Annotated in this window: 19 protein-coding genes; 13 read left to right on the top strand and 6 right to left on the bottom strand. The window is 70.1% G+C overall.

Annotated features, from left to right (window positions below; all coding sequences use genetic code 11):
- Positions 1-60: 60 nt before the first annotated feature.
- On the bottom strand, positions 61-357 hold the full coding sequence (locus ACFWH5_RS14610; protein WP_378835922.1) for a transcriptional regulator: 297 nt from the start codon (positions 355-357) through the stop codon (positions 61-63).
- A 4-nt stretch (positions 358-361) separates the two neighbouring features.
- Positions 362-1,024: a hypothetical protein gene (locus ACFWH5_RS14605; protein WP_378835920.1), complete on the bottom strand. Its 663-nt coding sequence runs from the start codon at positions 1,022-1,024 to the stop codon at positions 362-364.
- 150 nt (positions 1,025-1,174) lie between these two features.
- Between ACFWH5_RS14605 and hrpA the strand changes: the two genes are divergently transcribed.
- The 9 genes from hrpA (at position 1,175) to ACFWH5_RS14560 (ending at position 14,415) form a co-directional block, all read left to right on the top strand.
- The gene (gene hrpA, locus ACFWH5_RS14600) at positions 1,175-5,101 is read left to right on the top strand and encodes an ATP-dependent RNA helicase HrpA (protein ID WP_378835918.1); all 3,927 of its coding nucleotides are present in this window, start codon (positions 1,175-1,177) and stop codon (positions 5,099-5,101) included.
- A 73-nt stretch (positions 5,102-5,174) separates the two neighbouring features.
- Positions 5,175-6,119 (top strand): zinc-binding alcohol dehydrogenase family protein, encoded by a 945-nt coding sequence (locus tag ACFWH5_RS14595; RefSeq protein WP_378835915.1) that lies wholly within the window; start codon positions 5,175-5,177, stop codon positions 6,117-6,119.
- 88 nt (positions 6,120-6,207) lie between these two features.
- Positions 6,208-7,584, top strand: coding sequence for an O-acetylhomoserine aminocarboxypropyltransferase/cysteine synthase family protein (locus ACFWH5_RS14590; protein WP_378835913.1), 1,377 nt, complete (start codon positions 6,208-6,210; stop codon positions 7,582-7,584).
- Positions 7,585-7,589: 5 nt separating this feature from the next.
- Positions 7,590-8,579, top strand: coding sequence for a Gfo/Idh/MocA family protein (locus tag ACFWH5_RS14585; protein WP_378835911.1), 990 nt, complete (start codon positions 7,590-7,592; stop codon positions 8,577-8,579).
- Between the two features lie 3 nt (positions 8,580-8,582).
- Positions 8,583-9,488 (top strand): NYN domain-containing protein, encoded by a 906-nt coding sequence (locus ACFWH5_RS14580; RefSeq protein ID WP_378835908.1) that lies wholly within the window; start codon positions 8,583-8,585, stop codon positions 9,486-9,488.
- 146 nt (positions 9,489-9,634) lie between these two features.
- Complete coding sequence (locus ACFWH5_RS14575) at positions 9,635-11,446, top strand: glycoside hydrolase family 3 protein (protein WP_378835906.1); 1,812 nt, start codon at positions 9,635-9,637, stop codon at positions 11,444-11,446.
- 28 nt (positions 11,447-11,474) lie between these two features.
- On the top strand, positions 11,475-12,782 hold the full coding sequence (locus ACFWH5_RS14570) for an exo-beta-N-acetylmuramidase NamZ domain-containing protein (protein ID WP_378835903.1): 1,308 nt from the start codon (positions 11,475-11,477) through the stop codon (positions 12,780-12,782).
- A gap of 35 nt (positions 12,783-12,817) precedes the next feature.
- Positions 12,818-13,456 (top strand): DUF4166 domain-containing protein, encoded by a 639-nt coding sequence (locus ACFWH5_RS14565; protein WP_378835901.1) that lies wholly within the window; start codon positions 12,818-12,820, stop codon positions 13,454-13,456.
- Positions 13,453-14,415 (top strand): epimerase, encoded by a 963-nt coding sequence (locus ACFWH5_RS14560; protein WP_378835898.1) that lies wholly within the window; start codon positions 13,453-13,455, stop codon positions 14,413-14,415. The genes ACFWH5_RS14565 and ACFWH5_RS14560 overlap by 4 nt, the downstream gene beginning before the upstream one ends.
- Positions 14,416-14,418: 3 nt before the next feature.
- Here ACFWH5_RS14560 and ACFWH5_RS14555 read toward each other — a convergent pair whose 3' ends face one another.
- From ACFWH5_RS14555 to ACFWH5_RS14545, 3 genes are read right to left on the bottom strand one after another with little or no spacing between them, the layout of a single operon-like run.
- Positions 14,419-14,808: a PLDc N-terminal domain-containing protein gene (locus tag ACFWH5_RS14555; protein ID WP_378835896.1), complete on the bottom strand. Its 390-nt coding sequence runs from the start codon at positions 14,806-14,808 to the stop codon at positions 14,419-14,421.
- A gap of 54 nt (positions 14,809-14,862) precedes the next feature.
- Positions 14,863-15,690 (bottom strand): sulfurtransferase, encoded by an 828-nt coding sequence (locus ACFWH5_RS14550; RefSeq protein ID WP_378835893.1) that lies wholly within the window; start codon positions 15,688-15,690, stop codon positions 14,863-14,865.
- A gap of 29 nt (positions 15,691-15,719) precedes the next feature.
- Positions 15,720-16,649: an aldo/keto reductase family oxidoreductase gene (locus ACFWH5_RS14545; RefSeq protein WP_378835890.1), complete on the bottom strand. Its 930-nt coding sequence runs from the start codon at positions 16,647-16,649 to the stop codon at positions 15,720-15,722.
- A gap of 51 nt (positions 16,650-16,700) precedes the next feature.
- Between ACFWH5_RS14545 and ACFWH5_RS14540 the strand changes: the two genes are divergently transcribed.
- The 4 genes from ACFWH5_RS14540 (at position 16,701) to ACFWH5_RS14525 (ending at position 20,027) form a co-directional block, all read left to right on the top strand.
- Positions 16,701-17,303, top strand: a complete 603-nt coding sequence (locus tag ACFWH5_RS14540) for a GNAT family N-acetyltransferase (protein ID WP_378835888.1) — start codon at positions 16,701-16,703, stop codon at positions 17,301-17,303.
- 25 nt (positions 17,304-17,328) lie between these two features.
- On the top strand, positions 17,329-19,011 hold the full coding sequence (pgi, locus tag ACFWH5_RS14535; protein WP_378835885.1) for a glucose-6-phosphate isomerase: 1,683 nt from the start codon (positions 17,329-17,331) through the stop codon (positions 19,009-19,011).
- Between the two features lie 41 nt (positions 19,012-19,052).
- The gene (locus ACFWH5_RS14530; protein ID WP_378835883.1) at positions 19,053-19,337 is read left to right on the top strand and encodes a hypothetical protein; all 285 of its coding nucleotides are present in this window, start codon (positions 19,053-19,055) and stop codon (positions 19,335-19,337) included.
- Between the two features lie 78 nt (positions 19,338-19,415).
- A complete protein-coding gene (locus tag ACFWH5_RS14525) occupies positions 19,416-20,027 on the top strand; it encodes a flavodoxin family protein (protein WP_378835880.1) in 612 nt (203 codons plus the stop codon).
- Between the two features lie 7 nt (positions 20,028-20,034).
- On the opposite strand, the gene ACFWH5_RS14520 is transcribed toward ACFWH5_RS14525, so the two are convergent.
- A complete protein-coding gene (locus tag ACFWH5_RS14520; RefSeq protein WP_378836294.1) occupies positions 20,035-21,168 on the bottom strand; it encodes a fatty acid desaturase family protein in 1,134 nt (377 codons plus the stop codon).
- Between the last annotated feature and the right edge of the window lie 161 nt (positions 21,169-21,329).

The following is a 21,329-nucleotide window of genomic DNA, read 5'->3' as shown; positions in this document are numbered from 1 at the left end:
CGGCCTGTGATGACAGGTGCGCTCGTCGACGTCATCGACGCGCTCGCCGTCCCGCGCGATTCAGCGACCACCGCCGAGCAGTGCCCACAGCCGGTCCGTGTAATCCTCGAACGCCCGCCGGCCCGTTGTCGTCAGCGCGACATATGTCACCGGGGTCCGTCCTCGATGACTCTTCTCCACGGCGACATACCCGGCATCCTCCAGCTTGCGCAGGTGCGTGGACAGGTTGCCCGCTGTCATCTCCAGCAGGTCCTGCAGTCGCGGGAAGGTGATCTGGTCCGCCGGGTCCAGAGTGGCGAGCGCCGCCACGATGCGAAGGCGCGCCTGAGCGTGGATCACCGGATCGAGATCGGGCACGGTCTCATCCCGCCGATGACAGCCGGCGTCGGCTGGACCGCACCCACCACGCGCTCCATCCGGCCACGAGCAGGAAGGCGCCGCCGCCGGCGAGGCCGTATGCGACGTAGTTCATGGGCGGGACCAGCATCGCCCCGAGTGCCGACAGGATGACGCACCAGATGCCCAGCACCATCATGGGCCGCGCCTGCCAGATGAGGCCGCCCATCATGTACATGATCCCGGAGAAGAAGATGAAGGCGCTCGGGTAGAACACCGTCAGCAGCTCCTCCGGCATCCCGAACCGCAGCAGCGACTGCCCCATCCCGACCAGTGCGACACTGCCGATCCACCAGGTGTTGCCATAGGCGATGCCGACGATGGATGCTTCCCGCGTGCCACGCAGACCCCGCCCCGAACGCGCGCCGAGCACCGAGGACAGCACGCCGGCGACGACGAGCAGACCCGCGAAGATCAGTCCGGCTGTCAGGCTCGGTCGCCACTCGTGCGGATGCGTCTCCGCGTCCGCCCACAGCACCAGGAAACCCGCCAGCCAGGCGATGCCCCAGGCCGCGAGAATCCAGGGCACGAAGGCCGCCGTGCGGGCGGCGACCGTGCGCTGCTGAGCCTCGATCAGTGCCATCATCCGTTCCGGTGCGAGCGGTGCGTCGTCATCGTGCGCTTCCATGGGGGGCTCCGTTCGTGGATGTTCCATATCTAGTTTGTACCACAAACTAGTTTGGATAGCGCCCGTTGGTCGGTTTCGGCCGCCCCGTTCGCCCCGATCCGATGCCGCGCGCCGGCAGCGGCCATCCGGGGGAACGTACGATGGAGGGCTATGTCCTCGCCCGTGATCTCGTACCCGCCCGAGCTGCCGGTCAGTGCCGCCCGCGGCGAGATCGCCGATGCGATCCGCGACCACCAGGTCGTGATCGTCGCCGGAGCGACGGGATCGGGCAAGACCACCCAGCTGCCGAAGATCTGCCTCGAGCTCGGCCGCGAGCGCATCGCCCACACGCAGCCGCGCCGCCTCGCGGCGCGCACCATCGCCGAACGCGTCGCCGAGGAGCTGCACGTCGCGCTGGGCGACCTCGTCGGCTACAAAGTGCGCTTCACCGACCAGGTCTCCGATGCCACCCGCATCGCACTGATGACCGACGGCATCCTGCTGAACGAGATCCACCGCGACAGGCTGCTGCGCCGCTACGACACGATCATCATCGACGAGGCGCACGAGCGCTCGCTCAACGTCGACTTCCTGCTCGGTTACCTGCGCCGCATCCTGCCGGAGCGTCCCGACCTCAAGGTGATCATCACCTCGGCGACCATCGATCCCGAGAGCTTCGCCGCGCACTTCGCCGACGCGTCGGGCGAACCCGCGCCGATCGTCGAGGTCTCCGGTCGCACCTACCCGGTCGAGATCCGCTACCGGCCGCTGATCGATGAGACGACGGATGACGCGGTCGCCGCCGAGCCGGAGGACGAGGTCACCGCGATCGTCACCGCGCTGCGTGAGCTCGACCGGGAGGCGCCGGGCGATGTGCTGGTGTTCCTGCCGGGAGAAGCGGAGATCCGCGACGCCGCCGATGCGGTGCGCAGCGCCTATCGCTCGTCCACGGCGCCGGTGGAGGTGCTGCCGCTCTACGGCCGGCTGTCCGCCGCCGAGCAGCACCGCGTGTTCGAACGCTCCGCCGTGGCCGGACTGCGACGCCGCGTCGTGCTCGCGACGAACGTCGCCGAGACGAGCCTCACGGTGCCAGGCATCAAGTACGTGATCGACACCGGAACCGCCCGCATCTCCCGCTACAGCGCCCGGTCGAAGGTGCAGCGGCTGCCCATCGAGGCCGTGTCGCAGGCCTCGGCGAACCAGCGATCCGGTCGTGCCGGTCGCACCAGCGACGGCATCGCGATCCGCCTGTACGGCGAGGACGACTTCCGGGGGCGGCCGGAGTTCACCGAACCGGAGATCCTGCGCACCTCCCTCGCCTCAGTGGTGCTGCAGATGCTGTCTCTCGGCTTCGGGGACATCGCCGAGTTCCCCTTCCTCACCCCTCCGGACTCACGGGGGGTCAAGGCGGCCCTCGAACTGCTCACCGAGATCGGCGCCGTCGACCTCGCCCGCGGCGCGCAGCCCCGGCTGACGCGGATCGGACGCGAGATCTCGCGCATGCCGATGGATCCCCGTTTCGCCCGGATGCTCGTCGAGGCCGCCCGCTCGGGACCCGGCGTCCTCGCCGCCGTGATGCCCATCGTGGCGGGCCTGTCGATCCAGGACGTGCGCGAGCGCCCCTCCGCGGACGCCCCGCAGTCGGTGCGAGACGAAGCGGAGCGCCTGCACGCGCGCTTCACCGACCCGACCAGCGATTTCCTGAGCCTGCTGAAGCTGTGGGACCATCTGCGCGAACAACAGGGCGAGTTGGGATCCAGCGCGTTCCGTCGCATGTGCCGCAGCGAGCACCTCAACTACGTGCGGGTGCGCGAATGGTTCGACGTGCACCGGCAGCTGCGCACCCTGGTCAAGGCGCCGAAGGCGACACCGAGCACCGCATCCGACCCCGATGCGATCCACCGGGCGATCCTCGCCGGCCTGCTCTCGCAGATCGGCGTCCTCGACGAGCGCACCGCCGTCAAAGGCGTCAACAAGACGCCCTCGAAGGAGCAGAAGCGCCGCATCGCGGAGTACCGGGGAGCGCGCGGCATCCGCTTCTCGATCTTCCCCGGGTCGGGGCTGCGCAGGAGGTCACCGCAGGCGGTGATGGCCGCCGAGATCGTGGAGACCTCGCGCACCTTCGCGCGCACGGTCGCGGCCATCGATCCCGCCTGGGCCGAGGCGCTGGCCGGCGACCTGGCGAAGCGGCAGGTCACCGAGCCGCACTGGTCGAAGGATGCGGGTGCGGCGGTCGCCTACGAGAAGATCACCCTGTTCGGCGTGGAGATCATCCCGAGACGGCGCGTGCAGTTCGCCCGCATCGACCGGCCCGGCGCCCGCGAGCTGTTCGTGAGACACGCTCTCGTCGAGGGCGAATGGGATCCGTCGCGGATCGACAAGCGGGTCAGCGCGTTCTGGCGCGCGAACGCCGAGCTGCGCCGGCGCCTGGAGAAGCTCGAGGAGCGCGAGCGACGGCGCGACATCCTCGCCGGCGACGAGGCCGTCTTCGCGTTCTACGACCAGCGCATCCCTCACGACGTGTTCGACGTGCGCTCCTTCGAGCGATGGTGGCGTGAAGCGCTGCAGCAGACGCCGAAGCTGCTGGTGATGCGTGAGAGCGACCTCGTCGACGACGATGAGCGAGCCGATCGGGCCGAGTTCCCGACCCGCTGGACGCAGGCCGACCAGGTGCTCGGACTCGCCTACCGGTTCGAGCCGGGCGCACCCGACGACGGCGTGAGCGTGGTCATCCCCCTCGCCCTGCTTCAGCAGGTCCGCGACGCGGGTTTCGACTGGCAGGTGCCAGGACTGCGCGCCGAGCTGATCACCGCCCTGCTGCGCGCCCTGCCCAAAGCGATCCGCCGACATGTCGTCCCCGCGGCGGACTGGGCCGAGACCTTCGGCGAGAAGCTCGCCGACGAGGGGCCCGAGCAGCACGCCGGCCTTCCGCCGCGCTCGCTGAAGGAGGCGCTGGCGAGACTGATCCAGCCGCTCGCGAACCAGCCGGTCACGGCCGCCGACTTCGACGACGAGCGCGTGCCAGGGCATCTGCGGATGAACTTCCGCGCCGTCGACGAACGCGGACGGGTCGCCGGTTCGCATCGCGACCTCGCGGCGCTGCAGGACGCGCTGGCGGATCGATCCCGCGCGAGCGTCGCACGGTCCATCGCGCGCCCCGAGAAGAGTGCGGGGGCCCGCCGCCCCGATGCCGGCGCCGTGGCCGCGGCGAGCGCACGTGGCCCGATCGAGCGCGACGACCTCACCGACTGGAGCTTCGGCGACCTGCCCGAGGTGCTCGACACGAAGGTCGCCGGCGGCGTCGTCCGCGGTTACCCCGCGGTCGTCGACCGCGGCCGATCGGTCTCGGTGCGGCTCGAGGCGACCGCGGATACCGCGGCCGCGGCCACACGCGACGGCGTGCTGCGGCTCGTGCTGCTGAACGTGCCCTCCCCCGCGTCGTACGTGCAGAGCCATCTGACCGCTCCCGAGAAGCTGGCGCTGGCGGCCTCCCCGTACCAGAACGTGGCGGCGCTGATCGAGGACGCCCGCACGGCCGTCGTCCGGCAGATGATCGACGAGGCGACCGGCGGCGCGATCGTGCGCACCGAGGCGGAGTTCCGGCGAGTGCGCGACGCCGTCAACGCCGGCCTCGTCGAACGGCTGTTCGCGTGCGTCTCGCTGGTGTCGCGCATCCTCGCGAAGAGCCGTGACGTGGAGCGGGGCATCAAGTCGCAGAACTCCCTCGCGCTGCTGGGCCCGCTGAACGACATCCGCTCGCAGCTCGCCGGGCTCATCAGGCCGGGATTCGTCTCGGCGGCCGGGGTGGATCGGCTGGCGCATTTCCCCCGATATCTCGACGGCATGCTCGAACGGCTGAACACGCTCGCCACCGAGCCGGGCAAGGACCGCGCGCGCATGACGGAGTACGAGCGGATGGCGAAGGCCTACGAGGATGCCGGGGGCAGCATCCCTTCCGCGGCCGACGCCTCGCCCGCTCTCGTCGAGACGCGCTGGCTGCTCGAGGAATACCGCATCAGCCTGTTCGCTCAGCGTCTTGGCACCGCGCAGCCGGTGTCGCCGCAGCGCATCCAGAAGGCTCTCGCCGCGACCCTCTGACCCGACGCCGCGACGCCCGCGCGGCGCCCGCGTCGGCTGCGTCCGCATCGACGGCTCGGGATAGCCTGGGGTCATGGCTCGCGCGATCGTCCACACGGAACTCGGATCCCCTGACGTCCTCCACCTCGTCGAGGTGCCAGATCCGGTCGCCGGCCCCGGCGAGGTGGTCGTGCGCATCGAAGCGGCCGGGGTCAACCCGATCGACGTCAAGCAGCGCGCCGGCATCCGCCCGCTGCCGCCGATCGTCGAGCCACGGCATGTCGGCTTCGACGGAGCGGGCGTCATCACCGCGCTCGGCGCGGATGTCACCGGGTTCGGCATCGGCGACCGGGTCGCGATCCACGACACCCGCGGCACCTACGCGACCTCGCTGGCGGTGCCCGTGCACAACATCGCCCGGCTGCTCGACGGCGTGACCGCCGCCGAGGGCGCGGCGATCGGCATCCCGGCCGGCACCGCCTACCAGTGCCTGCGCTCTCTCGAGGTGCGCAAGGGCGACGTGCTGCTCGTGCACGCCGGGTCGGGGTCGGTCGGCCAGGCCGCCGTGCAGTTCGCCGCGCTCTGGGGCGCCACGGTCATCGCCACCGCGAGCCCCGCGCGGCACGATCAGGTCCGCGCGCTCGGCGCCATCCCGATCGCCTACGGCGACGGACTGCTCGAGCGGGTGCGCCAGGCGGCGCCGGGCGGCATCACCGTCGCGCTCGACTGCGCGGGCACCGACGAGGCGATCGAGGTGTCCAAGACCGTGGTCGCCGACCATGACCGCATCGCGACGATCGTGCGCGGACCGGATGCCGCCGAGCTGGGCATCCGCGCGTTCTCCGGCGGAAACCCGGTGCCGCTCACCGAGCAGGAGCTCGGCTGGCGCCGCGAGGCCGTCGGGGTCACGATCAACCTCATCGAGGCGGGTGACTTCCAGATCGAGCTGGGACCCGAACTCCCGCTCGCCGAGGCGGCGCGCGCACACGAGCTCATCGAGCAGCACGAGGCGGACGGGAAGATCGTCCTCATTCCCTGAGCAGGCAGCCGAAGCGCCCTGCGGTCGGGCGGACGCAACACTTCGACACATCCCGGCATCCTTCCGGCGCGCGTCGGAAGATGGGTCGATGACCTCCCGACTCGTCCCTGAGGCGACAGCTGCCGGCTTCGCGACGAATCAGGTCCAGCACGGTTTCACCCCCGGTGCTGCGCCCCGGACGGCCGTGCCCGCGATCCACCAGACCGCCGCCTACGAGTTCGCCAGCCTGGCCGAGGCCGCCGACCTGTTCGCGCTCCGCACGCCGGGCATCATCTACAGCCGGAACGCGAGCCCCACCCAGACCATCCTCGAGGAGCGCGTCGCCGCGCTCGAGGGTGGCACCTCCGCCGTCGCGGTGGCATCCGGTCAAGCGGCCGTCGCCATGACGATCCTGGCGCTCGCAGGGCGCGGCGGGCACGTCGTCGCGGCGCACCAGCTCTACGGCGGCACCATCGACCTGCTGCAGGACACCCTCGACGACTTCGGGATCCCGGTGACCTTCGTCGACCAGGACGACGCCGACGCCTGGCGCGCGGCGATCACCCCGCAGACCCGGATGCTGTTCGCAGAGTCGGTGGCGAACCCGATCGCCCAGGTGCTCGACATCCGCCTGGTCGCCGACATCGCCCATGCGGCCGGCGTTCCCCTGGTCATCGACAACACGGTCGGAACCCCCTACCTCGTGCGCCCCGGCGAGCACGGCGCCGACTTCGTCGTGCACTCGGCCACGAAGTTCCTCGCCGGGCACGGCACGTCGCTCGGCGGCGTGGTGGTCGACCAGGGCAGCTTCGACTTCGGCGCCGAGCCGGAGCGCTGGCCGCAGTTCACGCGGCCCTTCCCGCGCTTCGGCGATCTCGTGCTCTGGGAGCGCTTCGGCATCGGTCTGGCCTTCGCGGTGCTGGTGAGGTCGAAGTACGTGCACGATCTGGGTCCGTCGCTGTCGCCGTTCAACGCGTGGCAGATCCTGCAGGGCATCGAGACGCTCGATCTGCGCGTCGCCCGGCAGAGCGCGAGCGCCCTCGACCTCGCACGCCACCTCGCACAGCATCCGGCCGTCGCGCGGGTGCACCATCCCGGCCTCGCCGGAAACCCGTGGCAGCCGCTGGCCGAGCGGTATCTCCCCCGCGGCGTGCCGTCGGTGTTCTCGTTCGACATCGCGGAGGCCGGCGCGGATGCCGGGGACGACGTCGACCGCGTCGCGCGGGTGATCGACGGCCTGCAGGTCTTCCGCCTGGTCGCGAACATCGGAGACGCCCGCAGCATCGTCGCGCATCCGGCATCCATGACGCACTCGCACATGTCGGCCGATCAGCTGCGCGCCGCCGGCATCTCGCAGCGCACCATACGCGTGTCCGTCGGGATCGAGGATCCCGCCGACCTCATCGCGGATCTCGACGATGCACTCGCCGTGCTCGTGTCGACGCCGGCCGGGGCTGGCCACGAGGACATCGGCCACTACGCTTGAGGACCATGACCGGTCTTCGTTGGGGCATCCTCGCCACGGGCGGCATCGCCACCGCCTTCGCTTCCGACCTGCGCACCGCGGGTCTCGACCTCGTCGCGGTGGGCTCGCGCTCGCAGGAGTCCGCCGACGCCTTCGCCGCCCGCTTCGACATCCCCCGCGCGCACGCCTCCTATGAGGCGCTCGCGACGGATCCCGAGGTCGACATCATCTACGTCTCGACCCCGCACCCGATGCATCATGAGAACGCCAGACTGGCCCTCGAGCACGGCAAGCACGTGCTGGTCGAGAAGGCCTTCACCATCAACCGCGCGCAGGCGGAGGATCTGCAGCGGCTGGCCGCCGATAAGGGCCTGCTGGTCATGGAGGCCATGTGGACCCGGTACCTGCCGCACATGGTGCGCCTGCGCGAGATCATCGCGGAGGGCACACTGGGCGAGATCCGCGCCGTGATGGCCGATCACACCCAGAGCCTGCCCGCCGATCCCGCACACCGGCTGAACGCGATGGAACTCGGCGGCGGGGCGCTGCTCGACCTCGCCATCTATCCCATCTCGTTCGTATGGAACCTCCTCGGAGAGCCGACCGGCATCCAGGCGTCCGCCCGCCTCATCGAGACGGGCGCCGACGCCGAGGTCGCCACGGTGATGACCCATGAGGGCGGCGCGATCTCCACGACCCTGTCGTCCTCGCGTGCCGCCGGTCCGAACACGGCCTCCGTGGTCGGCACGAAGGCGCGGATCGAAATCGACCGGGTCTGGTACAGCCCCACGTCGTTCCGGGTCGTCGGGCCGGACGGCACGGTCATCGAGGAATACCGATCCGAGGTCCCGGGGCGCGGGATGCAGTACCAGGCGTTCGCCGCCGAGGGAGCGGTCGAGCGCGGCGACGTCAGCGGCGAGCTGCTTCCGCTGCCGGTGGCCGAGAGCGTCGGCATCATGGGCACCCTCGACGAGATCCGCCGCCAGATCGGCGTCACGTACCCCGGCGAGGAGTGATCCGTGGTCGACATCGTGAACCCGCGCGTCGCCGTCTACCTCGACTTCGACAACATCGTCATCTCCTGGTACGACCGCGTGCACGGCCGCAACGCCTACGGCAAGGACCGCCAGCGCATCACCGATGACCCGAACGATGCCGAGGTCGTCGAGCGCCTGAAGCAGGCGATGATCGAGGTCGGGGCGATCATCGACTACGCCTCGTCGTTCGGCACCCTGGTGCTGACCCGCGCGTACGCCGACTGGTCATCGCCGGTGAATGCCGAGTACCGCACCCAGCTGGTCGCGCGCGCCGTCGACCTGGTGCAGCTCTTCCCCGCCGCGGCGTATGCGAAGAACGGCGCCGACATCCGGCTCGCGGTGGATGCCGTGGAGGACATGTTCCGCCTTCCCGATCTCACCCACGTGGTGATCGTCGCGGGCGACAGCGACTACGTGCCGCTGGCGCAGCGCTGCAAGCGCCTGGGCCGGTACGTCATCGGGGTGGGCGTCGCCGGTTCGACGGCCAAGTCCCTCGCCGCAGCCTGCGACGAGTTCGAGTCGTACGACTCGCTGCCCGGTGTGGCGCGCCCCGCGGAGCCGGCGACCTCGACGGCGAAGGAGAAGTCCACCGCGAAGAGCACGGCCGCGACGCGGAAGGCGAAGGCGGCGGCGAAGACCGATGACCAGGGCGAGGCGACCCGACTGCTCGAGCGCGCACTGCGGCTCGGACACGACAAGGTCGACGCCGACGAGTGGCTGCACAGCTCCGCGGTGAAGACGCAGATGCGCCGGATGGATCCGTCGTTCAGCGAGAAGGCGCTCGGCTACCGGTCGTTCTCGGAGTTCCTCAAGTCACGTGATGATCTGGCGGAGCTCGAGGAGACGGGGCACGAGCGGCTGATCCGGCTGCGCGAGAGCTCGTCCTGACGGTTCAGACCGAGCGGACGACGCCTCCTACACCGTCGCAGCCACGAGCGTAAGACCCCCTTTCGTAACCCGCCCGCCGTTGTTAGGCTCGGCCGCGTTGCCCGACGGAGGGCGACTTCGGACGAATCTCGATGAGGCGGTACGTCATGCAGAACTCCCCCTTCCGACGTCGTGTGGCGGTGGCCACGGCGCTCGCTCTCGGCCTCGGCATCAGCCCCATGACGGCTGCGGCCGCGGAACCCGCTGTGCCCACGCAGCGTGGCGCCGAACACGGCCCGAGCCACGCCGCCGAGCGCTATGCCGACCGGATGCTCGCGTCGATGACCCTCGAGGAGAAGATCGGGCAGCTGTTCATCCTGTTCGCGTACGGGCCCACCGCCGAGGGCGAGGACGCCCGCAACACCGCGCTGTACGGCGAGGCCAGCGCCGCCGACATCATCGAAGAGTACGAGCCCGGCGGGTTCATTCTCTTCTCCGCGCGCGACAACGTCACCGACCCCGTGCAGGTCGCGACGCTCTCGAACGGCCTGCAGGAGGCCGCGGAGGATGCCGGGGCCGGCATCCCGCTGCTCGTCAGCACCGATCAGGAGCAGGGGCTCGTGACCAGGATCGGGTCTCCGGCCACGCTGTTCCCCGGCAACATGGCACTCGGCGCTGGTGGCAGCGAGAAGGACGCCCGCAAGGCGGCCGCCATCACCGGCAAGGAACTGCTCGCGATGGGCATCCAGCAGAACAACGCCCCCGACGCCGACGTCAACGTCAATCCCGACAACCCGGTGATCGGGGTGCGCAGCTTCTCCTCCGATCCGGAACTCGTGTCGCGGCTCACGGCGGCCAGCGTGCGCGGCTACCAGGACGACGCGGGCATCATCGCGACGGCCAAGCACTTCCCCGGTCACGGCGACACCGCCACCGATTCCCACACCGGCCTGCCCGTCATCACCCACACCCTCGAGGAATGGCAGCAGATCGACGCACCGCCGTTCCAGGCGGCGATCGACGCCGGGGTCGCCTCGATCATGACCGCGCACATCGTGGTGCCCGCGCTGGACGACAGCGGCGACCCCGCCACCCTGTCGAAGAAGATCGTCACCGGCCAGCTGCGCGAGGCCCTCGGCTTCGAGGGCGTGATCGTCACGGACGGCCTGGAGATGGCCGGCGTGCGGCAGCAGTACGGCGACGGTGAGGTGGCCGTACGCGCCATCGAGGCCGGCGTCGACCAGCTGCTGCTGCCGGCCGCGCCGCAGGTGGCGTACACCGCGATCGATGAGGCACTGGAATCCGGCCGGCTGACCGAGGACCGCATCGACGAATCGGTGCGCCGCATCCTGATCATGAAGCACGAGCAGGGGGTGACGCGGGACGCGATGGTCGATGTCGACCGGGTGCTGAAGACCGTCGGCAAGCGTGCGCACCTGCGCGCCGCCGAGAAGATCACGGATGCCACGACCACGCTGGTGCGCAACGACGACGACGCCCTGCCCGTCGACGTCGACGGGCAGTCGGTGCTGGTCACCGGCTACGGTGTGACCACCGGCCAGACGCTCGCCTCCGAGCTCACGGAGCGGGGCGCCGAGGCGACGGCGTTCGCGACGGGCACGGCGCCGACGGCGGCACAGATCGATGAGGCGGTCGCGGCTGCGCAGAGCAGCGATGTCACGGTCGTGCTGACGAACAACGTCTCCGCCACCAGCTCGCAGAGGCAGCTGGTCGCCGCGCTGGACGCGACGGACACGCATCTGATCGTCGTGGCGGTGCGCAACCCGTACGACATCAACCGGCTCGGCGAGGTCGGCGCCTTCATCGCCACGTACTCGTATGCGGCACCCGCGCTCACCTCCCTCGCGAAGGTGATCACCGGCGAGATCAATCCCAGCGGAACGCTGCCCGTCGACATCCGGTCCGCCGATGATCCGGATGAGATCCTCTACCCGATCGGGCACGGGCTGAGCTGGTGACCGGCGGAACGAGACGAAGGAGAACGGGATGACTCTCAGCAGACGTGGCGTGTTCCAAGCCGCCGGGGTGGCGGCGGCCACCGCGGCGGGCCTCGCCGTCGGCGGCGATGCCGCCCTCGCCGCCGGAGCCGACGGCATCCGGCCGGGTGGAAGAGGTCGGCGACTGCGCACGGGCGCAGACGTGGCGGCCGCCGATCGCTGGCGAATGTTCTCCGGCCGGAAGGTCGGAGTGATCACCAACCCGACCGGTGTGCTCGAGGATTTCACGAGCATCGTCGACGACATGGTCGCCGCCGGCGTGGATGTCGCCGCCGTGTTCGGCCCCGAGCACGGTTTCCGCGGCACCGCCCAGGCCGGCGAGGCCGAGGAGACCTTCGTCGACCCGCGCACCGGCGTCACCGTCTACGACGCGTACGGCGCGACGGTCGCGAAGCTGTCGGGCTTCTTCTCCGAATCCGGCGTGGACACGGTCGTCTTCGACATCCGCGATGTCGGCGTGCGCTTCTACACCTACATCTGGACGATGTGGACGGCCATGCAGGCGGCGGCGCAGGCGGGAGGGCTGCGGTTCGTGGTGCTCGATCGTCCCAACCCGCTCGGAGGCAAGGCCCGCGGACCGGTGCTGCAACAGGGGTACACCTCCGGCGTCGGTCTGCTGGAGATCTCGCAGCAGCACGGCATGACCGTCGGCGAGCTGGCGCTGTACTTCAACGCGGCGTTCATGCGGCGCGCGGGGCAGCCGACGCTGGACGATCTGCAGGTGGTGAAGGTCGAGGGCTGGCGGCGCGAGATGGTCGGCCCGGATCAAGCCGATCGGTGGATCCCGCCGTCGCCGAACATGCCCACTCCGCAGACGGCGACGCTGTACCCGGGCACGGGCATGGTCGAGGCGACGGACTGGTCGGAGGGGCGCGGCACGACCCGCCCGTTCGAGCTGATCGGCGCCCCGTACCTCGACCATCGCTGGGCGGCGGCCCTGAACGAGAAGCGGCTCGCGGGAGTGGAGTTCCGCGAGGCGTACTTCACGCCGACGTTCTCGAAGAACGCCGGTCAGGTGTGCGCCGGGGTGCAGATCCACATCATGGATGCCGAGAAGGTCGACGCGATCGCGGTCGCCACGCACATGCTGGTGGAGGCGCGCCGGCTCTACGACGACTTCGCCTGGCGCGGGGACGGCGGACGGTGGATCGGCCTTCTCACCGGTTCGGGCCGTTTCCAGCAGCAGCTCGAGGCGGGTGCCTCCGCCGAGGGGATCATCGCCGCCTGGCAGCCCGAGCTGAAGCGGTTCGTCGACGACACCCGTCCCTACCTGCTGTACCGGGGTCCCCGCCGGTAGCCGGGGGGCGCGTGCCCCGCCGATAGGATCGGGGCATGCCCGACCTCGCCCTGTCCCCGTACCTCCGGGTGCTGGGCGCGGGGCGCGCCGGCCTGCATCCGAATCTGGCGACGTACTTCGAGGCGGTGCCGCCGGGGCACATCGGCATCGGCGAGGGCGTGTTCCACCGGGCCGGCGCCCGGCGTCGGTGGCTGTGGCCGGTGTTCCGGATGCTGCAGGCGCGCGGCGCAGTGCTGGGCGGATGGCATGAGAACGTGCCCTTCACCGTGCGCAACCGCAGCGTCGAGGGCAGCGCGGTCGCCCGACGCACCTTCCACCTTCCCGCAGGCGACTGGGTGATGAGGGATGTCGTGAGCGCCCGCGCGAACGGCACGGTGGTCGATCAGCTCGGTGAGCCGCCGATCGTGGCGGCGGCGTTCCGGGTGAGCGTCGAGGGTGGCGCCCTCCGGCTGCACAGCACCGCCGTCGGCATCCGCCTCGGCCGCCTGCGGGTCCGGATGCCGAAGGCGATCGCCCCGGTCATCCGGCTGCGGGAGAGCTTCGACGACGCGGCCCGGCGTCAGCGCGTCGAGCTGAGCGTCGACGTGCCTGGACTGGGCCGGGTGTACGAGTACGACGGCACGTTCGCCTACCGCGTCGAAGAGGGCGCGGGCGGGATCGGAGAGGACGCATGAGCAGAGTCGTGATCGGAGGCTCGACCGGCTTCATCGGCCGCCACCTGCAGCGCCGGTATCGTGCCGAGGGGCGGGAGGTCGTCACCATCTCGCGCTCGGGAGCCGATCTGACGTGGCACGATCAGGCGGGGATCGACGCCGCCGTCGACGGCGCGACACTGGTCATCGGGCTCGCCGGCAAGAGCGTCAACTGCCGGTACAGCGCCGCCAACCGGGAAGAGATCGTCCGCTCCCGCCTCGAGACGACGGCGGCGCTGGGCACGGCCATCGCCCGGGCGGCCGCTCCCCCTCCGCTGTGGGTCAACTCCTCGACCGCGACCATCTACCGGCATGCCGAGGATCGGCCGATGACCGAGGCCGACGGCGAGATCGGCACGGGCTTCTCCGTCGAGGTGGCGAAGGCCTGGGAGCGCGCGCTGTTCGACGAGGATCTGCCGTCCACCCGCCGGGTGGCGCTGCGCACGGCCATCGTGCTCGGAGACGGTGGGGTGCTGGACCCGCTGCGCGCCCTCGCCAGGCTCGGCCTCGGCGGCACGCAGCTCGACGGGTGGTGGCCGGTCTCCCGGCGGCGCCGTGCGGCAGGGACAGCGCACTTTCCCGGGGCACGCGGCGGGCGTCAGCGGTTCAGCTGGATCCACGTCGATGACGTGGGCGGCATCATCGACTTCCTGGAGGCGCATCCGAAGCTCGACGGCCCGGTGAACGCGGCGGCACCGAACCCGACTGACAACCGCACGTTCATGGCCACGGTCCGGCGTGCGCTGGGCGTGCGGTTCGGCCCTCCCGCGCCGAGATGGATGCTGGAGCTGGGTGCGATCGGCATGCGCACCGAGACGGAGCTGATCCTGAAGAGCCGGTGGGTGCTGCCGGGCAAGGTCCTCGACGCCGGCTACGAGTTCCGGCATCCCGAACTGGAGAACGCGGTGCGTGCGTCGTTCACCGCGTCCGAAGGACGCTGACGCCTACTCCGCGTGGGTCCCCGAGTCGCTCGACTCGCCGCGCTGGTGCTTGCGCTTCTCGATCTCCTGACGCAGCCGCCATTCCTCGATCTCACGGTCGAGATCGGCGATCTGCTCCTCGGTGCTGCGCGTGTCCACGCGAACCGGCGGCGCGGCCGGCTGCGGAGACGGCGCCGTGCGCTGACGCGGAGCCCGTCCCAGCTGGATGCCGTTCTCCGGGTATTCCCGTCCGATCGCGAACCACAGCACGCTGCCGATCAGCGGCAGCAGCACCACGAGCAGCAGCCAGACGAACTTCGGCATGTGCTTCACCTGCGAGTCATCGCGACGGATGATGTCCACCAGCGAGAACACCGTCAGCGCCAGCGTGACCAGCCAGATCAGGAACCCCATGCTCTCAGGGTAGACGACCGCACGCCGGCCGGGAGGGGGTTGATCGGCACCCCTTCACTCGTCGCCGGTCGCCACCGGACGACCGGAGGTGTTCGACCATGCGCTCCACGATCCCGGGTAGACGGTCACCTCGCGGCCGATCAGCGCCCCGGCGAGCGCGAGTTGAGCAGCGGTGATTCCCGAGCCGCAGTATGCGGCCACAGGTGAGCCCGCAGCGGCACCGACCCCGTCGAACGCGGCAGCGATGTCGGCTTCCGGTCGGAACCTGCCGTCGTCGGTGAGCAGCCGTGCGATCGGCAGGTTGCGGGCACCGGGGATGTGGCCGGCGACCGGATCGAACGGCTCGCTCTCGCCCCGGTACCGTTCCGCCGCCCGCACGTCGAGGAGGAGCCCGCGGTCGGGCCACTCGGCGGCTCCGTCGGTGTCGATCGTGCCGTCGGCGCCGGGCGACCCGAGCGAGATGTCGCCCGGGTCGGCGGCGACGTCGCCGGTCTCGACGGGTCCGCCCGCCGCCTGCCACGCGGGCCAGCCGCCGTCGAGCACGCGCACGTCGGCGAGTCCGGCACGGCGCAGCGCCCACCAGGCACGGGATGCCGCGAGCATCCGGTGGTCGTCGTAGACCACGACGGGCACACCACGGCGGATGCCCCAGCGCAGGGCGGCGGCCGCCAGGTCGGCGTCGGCCGGCAGCGGGTGCCGACCCTCGGAAGGCTCACCGTGACGCGACAGCTCGTTCTCGACGTCGACGAACACGGCGCCAGGGATGTGCCCGGCCAGGTACTGCTCACGGCCGTCGTCTCGGCCCAGCTGCCAGCGCGCGTCGAGCACGAGCACCTCGTCGAGTCGCTCGCGCAGCTCGGCGACCGAGATCAACGGGTGCACTCCCCCTTCCTGCCTTCCCCGCCGTGCGCTCACGGGACGATGTGCCCTGCGGCGCGGAACAGCTCGTACCACTCCGAGCGGGTGAGCACGATGTCGGCGCCCTTCGCGGCATCCGCGACCCGCTGCGGCGTCGTGGTGCCCAGCACCACCTGCATCTGTGCGGGGTGCCGCGTGATCCATGCGGTCGCGATCGAGATCGGTGCGACGTCGTACTTCGTCGCGAGCCGGTCGAGCACCGCATTCAGCTCGCCGTACTCGGGGTGGCCGAGGAAGACGCCGTCGAAGAAGCGAGCCTGGAACGGCGACCACGCCTGGATCGTGATGCCGTTGATACGGCAGTACTCCACGATGCCGCCGCCGTCCCGCTGCACGCTCTGCTCCTCACCCCCCATGTTCGCGGCGACGCCCTGCGCGATGATCGGCGCGTGCGTGATCGACAGCTGCAGCTGATTGGCGACGAGCGGCTGCACGACGGCGGTGCGCAGCAGGTCGATCTGCCGCGGCGTGTGGTTCGAGACGCCGAAGGCGCGCACCTTGCCGGAAGCGGAGAGCTCATCGAACGCCCGCGCGACCTCGTCGGGTTCGACGAGCGCGTCGGGGCGGTGCAGCAGCAGCACGTCGAGGTACTCGGTGCGCAGCGCCTTGAGCGACCCCTCGACCTGCGTGACGATGTGCTCGTACGAGAAGTCGAACATCTGCTCCGACGGCACGATGCCGCACTTGGTCTGCAGCACGATCTCGGCTCGCTCGGCGGCACTGAGGTGCAGGGCGGAGGCGAACCGGTCTTCGCAGACGTGCATGGCACCGCCGTAGATGTCGGCGTGGTCGAAGAAGTCGATGCCGGCGGCGCGCGCGGTGTCGTACAGCTCCCGCACCTCTGCGTCGGTCTTGTCGGGGATGCGCATCATCCCGGCGATCACTGCCGGGGCGTTCTCTGCGCCGAAGGGCACGGTCTTCATGGTTCCTCCTCGGGGTTCGAGCCCACGCTACCGGGCTGGTTGAATGAGGGCATGGTCTTCCTCGTCGCTCCGTCCGCGATCACCCTCACCGGACGGCTCGTCGAGCTGCGTCCGCTCCGCAGGGAGGATCGTGACGGGCTGATCGAGGCGGTCAGCGAAGGCGACCTGCACCGCACGGCCTGGTACACCTCGGTGCCGTCTCCCGACGGCGTGGCGGCCGAGATCGAGCGCCGACTCGGACTGCTCGAGAAGGGCGAGATGGTGCCGTTCACGGCGGTGGATGCCGCAGGCCGCATCCTCGGGATGACCAGCTTCTACAACTTCGCCCCGGAGGTGCCACGGCTGCACATCGGCTACACCTGGAACCGGCCTTCGGCGCACGGCACCGGCACCAATCCCGAGTCGAAACTGCTGCTCATGACGCATGCCTTCGAGACCCTGGGCGCCTTCCGGGTCGGCTTCACCACGCAATGGGTGAACTTCCCGTCCCGCTCGGCCATCGAGCGTCTCGGGGCCAAGCAGGACGGCGTGATGCGAGCGATGAGCCGCTACCGCAACGGCGCTCTGCGCGACAGCGTCGAGTACTCGGTGATCGAGCCGGAATGGCCCGCGGTGAAGGCGAACCTCGAGATGCGACTCACGAAGCGCGCCTGAGCATCCACCGCGCTAACGTGGGGGCATGACCGCTCCGATCGATGCGACGACCACCTCCGCCTGGGCCGAGCTCACCGCACTGCGCGACGCGTTCACTCCCGACCTGCGCGGCTGGTTCGCGGCCGATGCCGGTCGCATCGAACGGCTGACGCTTCCGCTCGCAGACCTGCACGTCGACCTGTCGAAGAATCTCGTCACCGACGAGATCGTGGCCGCGCTCGTGCGGCTCGCGGAGCAGACCGGCGTCGCCGAGCGCTACGCCGCCATGCTGGAAGGCGCGCACATCAACACCACCGAGGACCGCGCCGTCCTGCACACCGCGCTGCGCCGCCCTGCGGGCGCCGCGCCCGCGCTGGTCGTCGATGGGCAGGACGTGGATGCCGACGTGCAATCCGTGCTCGAGGCGCTGTCGGCGTTCGCCGACCGGGTGCGCTCGGGTGACTGGCTGGGTGTCACCGGCAAGAAGGTCACGCACGTCGTGAACATCGGCATCGGCGGATCGGACCTCGGGCCCGTGATGGTCTACGAGGCGCTGAAGCCGTACGCGGATGCCGGGGTTGAAGCCCGCTTCGTGTCGAACATCGATCCCACCGATCTGGCGCAGACGACCGCCGACCTCGACCCGGAGACGACGCTGTTCATCGTCGCCTCGAAGACCTTCACCACGCTGGAGACGCTGACCAACGCGCGCCTCGCCCGCGACTGGTTGTGGGCCGGGCTGAACGCATCCGGTGCGATCGGCGACGACGACGCGAGCCGCACCGGTGCGGTCGCACACCACTTCGTCGCGGTCTCGACCGCACTCGACAAGGTGGAGGAGTTCGGCATCGACCCCGCGAACGCCTTCGGCTTCTGGGACTGGGTGGGCGGTCGCTATTCCGTCGACTCGGCGATCGGGCTGTCCCTGGCGATCGTGTTCGGCCCGGAGCTGTTCCGGGATCTGCTCGCGGGCTTCCACTCCGTCGACGAGCATGTGCGCACCACCCCGCTGGCGCGCAACGTGCCGGTGCTGATGGGCCTGCTGAACGTCTGGTACGTGAACTTCCTCGGCGCGCAGTCGCACGCCGTGCTCCCCTACGCACAGCAGCTCAGCCGCTTCGCCGCCTACCTGCAGCAGCTCACGATGGAGTCCAACGGCAAGTCGGTGCGCTGGGACGGCTCGCCCGTGACGACCGACACGGGCGAGGTGTTCTGGGGCGAGCCGGGCACCAACGGCCAGCACGCGTTCTACCAGCTCATCCATCAGGGCACGCGGCTGATCCCCGCCGACTTCATCGCCTTCGTGAACCCCGCCTACCCGCTCAGTGACGGCGGGCGCGACGTGCACGGCCTTTTCCTGGCGAACTTCCTCGCCCAGACCAAGGCGCTCGCCTTCGGCAAGACCGCGGACGAGGTCGAGGCGGAGGGCACCACCGGCGCCCTCGTCGCCGCGCGCACGTTCAGCGGCAACCGACCGACCACGTCGATCTTCGCGCCCGCGCTCACCCCCGCCGTGCTCGGTCAGCTCATCGCCCTGTACGAGCACATCACCTTCACGCAGGGTGTCATCTGGGGCATCAACTCCTTCGACCAGTGGGGCGTCGAGCTCGGCAAGCAGCTCGCGATGCAGATCGCCCCCGCGATCGAGGGCGACGAGGATGCCGTCGCTGCGCAGGATGCTTCCACGAAGGCGCTGCTGGCGTACTACCACGCGCACCGCCGGGCCTGACGGACAGAAGTGAGGCTCCGCACCGCGCTAGCCTCGTACTCGTGGGAAACAGCATCGACGTGGGCGCGCTCGCCCTGAACGTGGCCATTCCGCCGCAGCTGCGCTGGGAGGACGAGCGGCGGGGCCAGAGGTTCGAACTGCAATCCATCACGGTGCGGCTGCTTCCCGACGGCACGCTCGCCGCGAAGGCCTACGGCCGTCCCGTCGCGGGGGGACGCGGGGCGTACGTGTCGTTCGCGGTGCGCCACTCACCCGAGATCGATGCGCTCATCACCGGGGCTGCGACAGCCGCGGCCGAGCGGTGGGCGGGGCATCGGGGACTCTGATCGCTCCCGGGTAGCGCATCGTTCCGGCCGGCGGAACCCCCTCGCGGCGAGACCGTGCGTTGTGGTTACCGTGCCGACATGGACGAACAGCTCAGCGCACTTCTGATCAACTGCACCCTCAAGCCGTCGCCGGCTGGATCGAGCACCCACGTGCTGGGTGAGCAGGTCCTCAGCGCACTGGCGGAGCACGGTGTGACGGCCGACCGCATCCGTGCTGTCGATCACCGCATCCTCCCCGGCGTCCAGACCGACATGGGCGCGGATGATGAGTGGCCGTCGCTGCGTTCGCGTGTGCTCGCCGCAGACATCGTCGTGTTCGCGACGCCCACCTGGCTCGGTCAGCACTCCAGCGTGGCGCAGCGGGTGCTCGAACGGCTGGACGCCGAACTCTCGGAGACGGACGACCAGGGCCGCCCCATCCTCTTCGACAAGGTGGCGCTGGCCGTCGTGGTCGGCAACGAGGACGGCGCGCATCACATCACCGCGGTGCTGTACCAGGCGCTCGGCGACGTGGGCTTCACGATCCCCGCCCAGGGCTCGATCTACTGGAACGGCGAGGCGATGCAGGCCACCGACTACAAGGACCTGCCCGAGACCCCCGAGAAGGTGGCGCAGACGACGGCCACGGCCGCGGCCAACGCGGCGCATCTGGCGCGGCTGCTCAAGCAGCAGGGGTACCCCGCCGCCTGAGCGGCGGTCAGGCGCGGCGGAACTGGGCGGCGGCCGGGCAGTCGAACGGGTCGCGCGCGGCGAGACCGACGCGGTTCAGATACTCGATGACGATCGCGTAGGAGCGCCCCAGGCTGGTCTCGGTGTACGGCACGCTGTTGGCGTTGCAGTACTCGCGAACGATCGCACGCGCCTTGGACAGGTGCGGCCGTGGCATGTTCGGGAACAGGTGGTGCTCGACCTGGTAGTTCAGGCCGCCCATCAGCCAGGTCGCCCACCAGCCGCCGGAGATGTTGCGCGAGGTGCGCACCTGCTTCGAGAAGAAGTCCAGCTTGGCGTCGGGGTGGATGATCGGCATGCCCTTGTGGTTCGGGGCGAACGAGGCGCCCATGTACACGCCGAAAACCGCGAGCATCACGCCCATGAAGGCGAAGGCCATGCCCAGCGGCAGCAGCAGGAACACCGGCACCAGGATGACCGCGAAGCGCAGGGCGATGATGCCGAGCTCGGTCCAGCGCCCCTTCACCGCGCGCTGCGACACGAGGTGCTTCACGCTGAGGTAGTGCAGGTTGAGGCCCTCCAGGGTGAGCAGCGGAAAGAACAGCCACCCCTGCTTGCGGGTGATCAGGCGGATCAGGCCGCGGGACTGAGCGGCATCCGTGTCGAGGAACGAGATCGTGTCGACCTCGATGTCGGGGTCCTTGCCGACGCGGTTCGGATTGCCGTGGTGCTTGGTGTGCTTGGAGTCCCACCACGAGTAGCTCATGCCGACGATTCCGGCGAGGATGCGGGCGAGCCGGAAGTTCGCCGGTCCCGCACTGAGGATCTGACGGTGCGCGGCCTCGTGGGCGAGGAACGCGACCTGGGTGAAGACGATGCCGAGCGCGCCGGCGATGAGCAGCTGGAACCAGCTGTCGCCGAGCAGGATGAAACCGGTGACGCAGCCGAGGAAGGCCAGCGCGATGCCCGAGGCGACGAAGATGTAGAACCACGAAGCCCGCCGCAGCAGCCCGGTCTCGCGGACGACCTGCGACACCTGCTTGTACGCCTGCGCCATCGGCGGGAATTCGGCGGTTCCGGAGTAGGTCTGGCGGATCGGCCCGAGCGTCGCCGCCGTGGCGTCGACCTCGGTGTCGACCGCTGTGTCGACCTGAGTGTCGATCTGATTGAGAGTGATGATCTTCTCCTGCTGATCGGGAGCCCTTGAGCCATGAAAGCCAAGGGCGGATGCCGATCGCTGTTCTCCAGGCTACGCGGGTCGATATACGACGGTCGGCATGTGTCGGCGGTGGGCCGAGGTGCTTTGTCCGTGCCCCGGTGTAG

The organism is Microbacterium sp. NPDC058345 (genome assembly GCF_042723855.1).
GTDB lineage: Bacteria > Actinomycetota > Actinomycetes > Actinomycetales > Microbacteriaceae > Microbacterium.
Note: the sequence above shows the minus strand (reverse complement) of the source record. Positions and strands in the feature narration are given on the sequence as shown.

What these genes read in the sequence shown, in the direction of transcription:
- ACFWH5_RS14605 (WP_378835920.1), bottom strand. Translation starts at nt 1,024, where the DNA reads ATGGAAGCGCACGATGACGACGCACCGCTCGCACCGGAACGGATGATG.
- hrpA (WP_378835918.1), top strand. Translation starts at nt 1,175, where the DNA reads ATGTCCTCGCCCGTGATCTCGTACCCGCCCGAGCTGCCGGTCAGTGCC.
- ACFWH5_RS14595 (WP_378835915.1), top strand. Translation starts at nt 5,175, where the DNA reads ATGGCTCGCGCGATCGTCCACACGGAACTCGGATCCCCTGACGTCCTC.
- ACFWH5_RS14590 (WP_378835913.1), top strand. Translation starts at nt 6,208, where the DNA reads ATGACCTCCCGACTCGTCCCTGAGGCGACAGCTGCCGGCTTCGCGACG.
- ACFWH5_RS14585 (WP_378835911.1), top strand. Translation starts at nt 7,590, where the DNA reads ATGACCGGTCTTCGTTGGGGCATCCTCGCCACGGGCGGCATCGCCACC.
- ACFWH5_RS14575 (WP_378835906.1), top strand. Translation starts at nt 9,635, where the DNA reads ATGCAGAACTCCCCCTTCCGACGTCGTGTGGCGGTGGCCACGGCGCTC.
- ACFWH5_RS14570 (WP_378835903.1), top strand. Translation starts at nt 11,475, where the DNA reads ATGACTCTCAGCAGACGTGGCGTGTTCCAAGCCGCCGGGGTGGCGGCG.
- ACFWH5_RS14565 (WP_378835901.1), top strand. Translation starts at nt 12,818, where the DNA reads ATGCCCGACCTCGCCCTGTCCCCGTACCTCCGGGTGCTGGGCGCGGGG.
- ACFWH5_RS14560 (WP_378835898.1), top strand. Translation starts at nt 13,453, where the DNA reads ATGAGCAGAGTCGTGATCGGAGGCTCGACCGGCTTCATCGGCCGCCAC.
- ACFWH5_RS14555 (WP_378835896.1), bottom strand. Translation starts at nt 14,808, where the DNA reads ATGGGGTTCCTGATCTGGCTGGTCACGCTGGCGCTGACGGTGTTCTCG.
- ACFWH5_RS14545 (WP_378835890.1), bottom strand. Translation starts at nt 16,649, where the DNA reads ATGAAGACCGTGCCCTTCGGCGCAGAGAACGCCCCGGCAGTGATCGCC.
- ACFWH5_RS14540 (WP_378835888.1), top strand. Translation starts at nt 16,701, where the DNA reads ATGGTCTTCCTCGTCGCTCCGTCCGCGATCACCCTCACCGGACGGCTC.
- pgi (WP_378835885.1), top strand. Translation starts at nt 17,329, where the DNA reads ATGACCGCTCCGATCGATGCGACGACCACCTCCGCCTGGGCCGAGCTC.
- ACFWH5_RS14525 (WP_378835880.1), top strand. Translation starts at nt 19,416, where the DNA reads ATGGACGAACAGCTCAGCGCACTTCTGATCAACTGCACCCTCAAGCCG.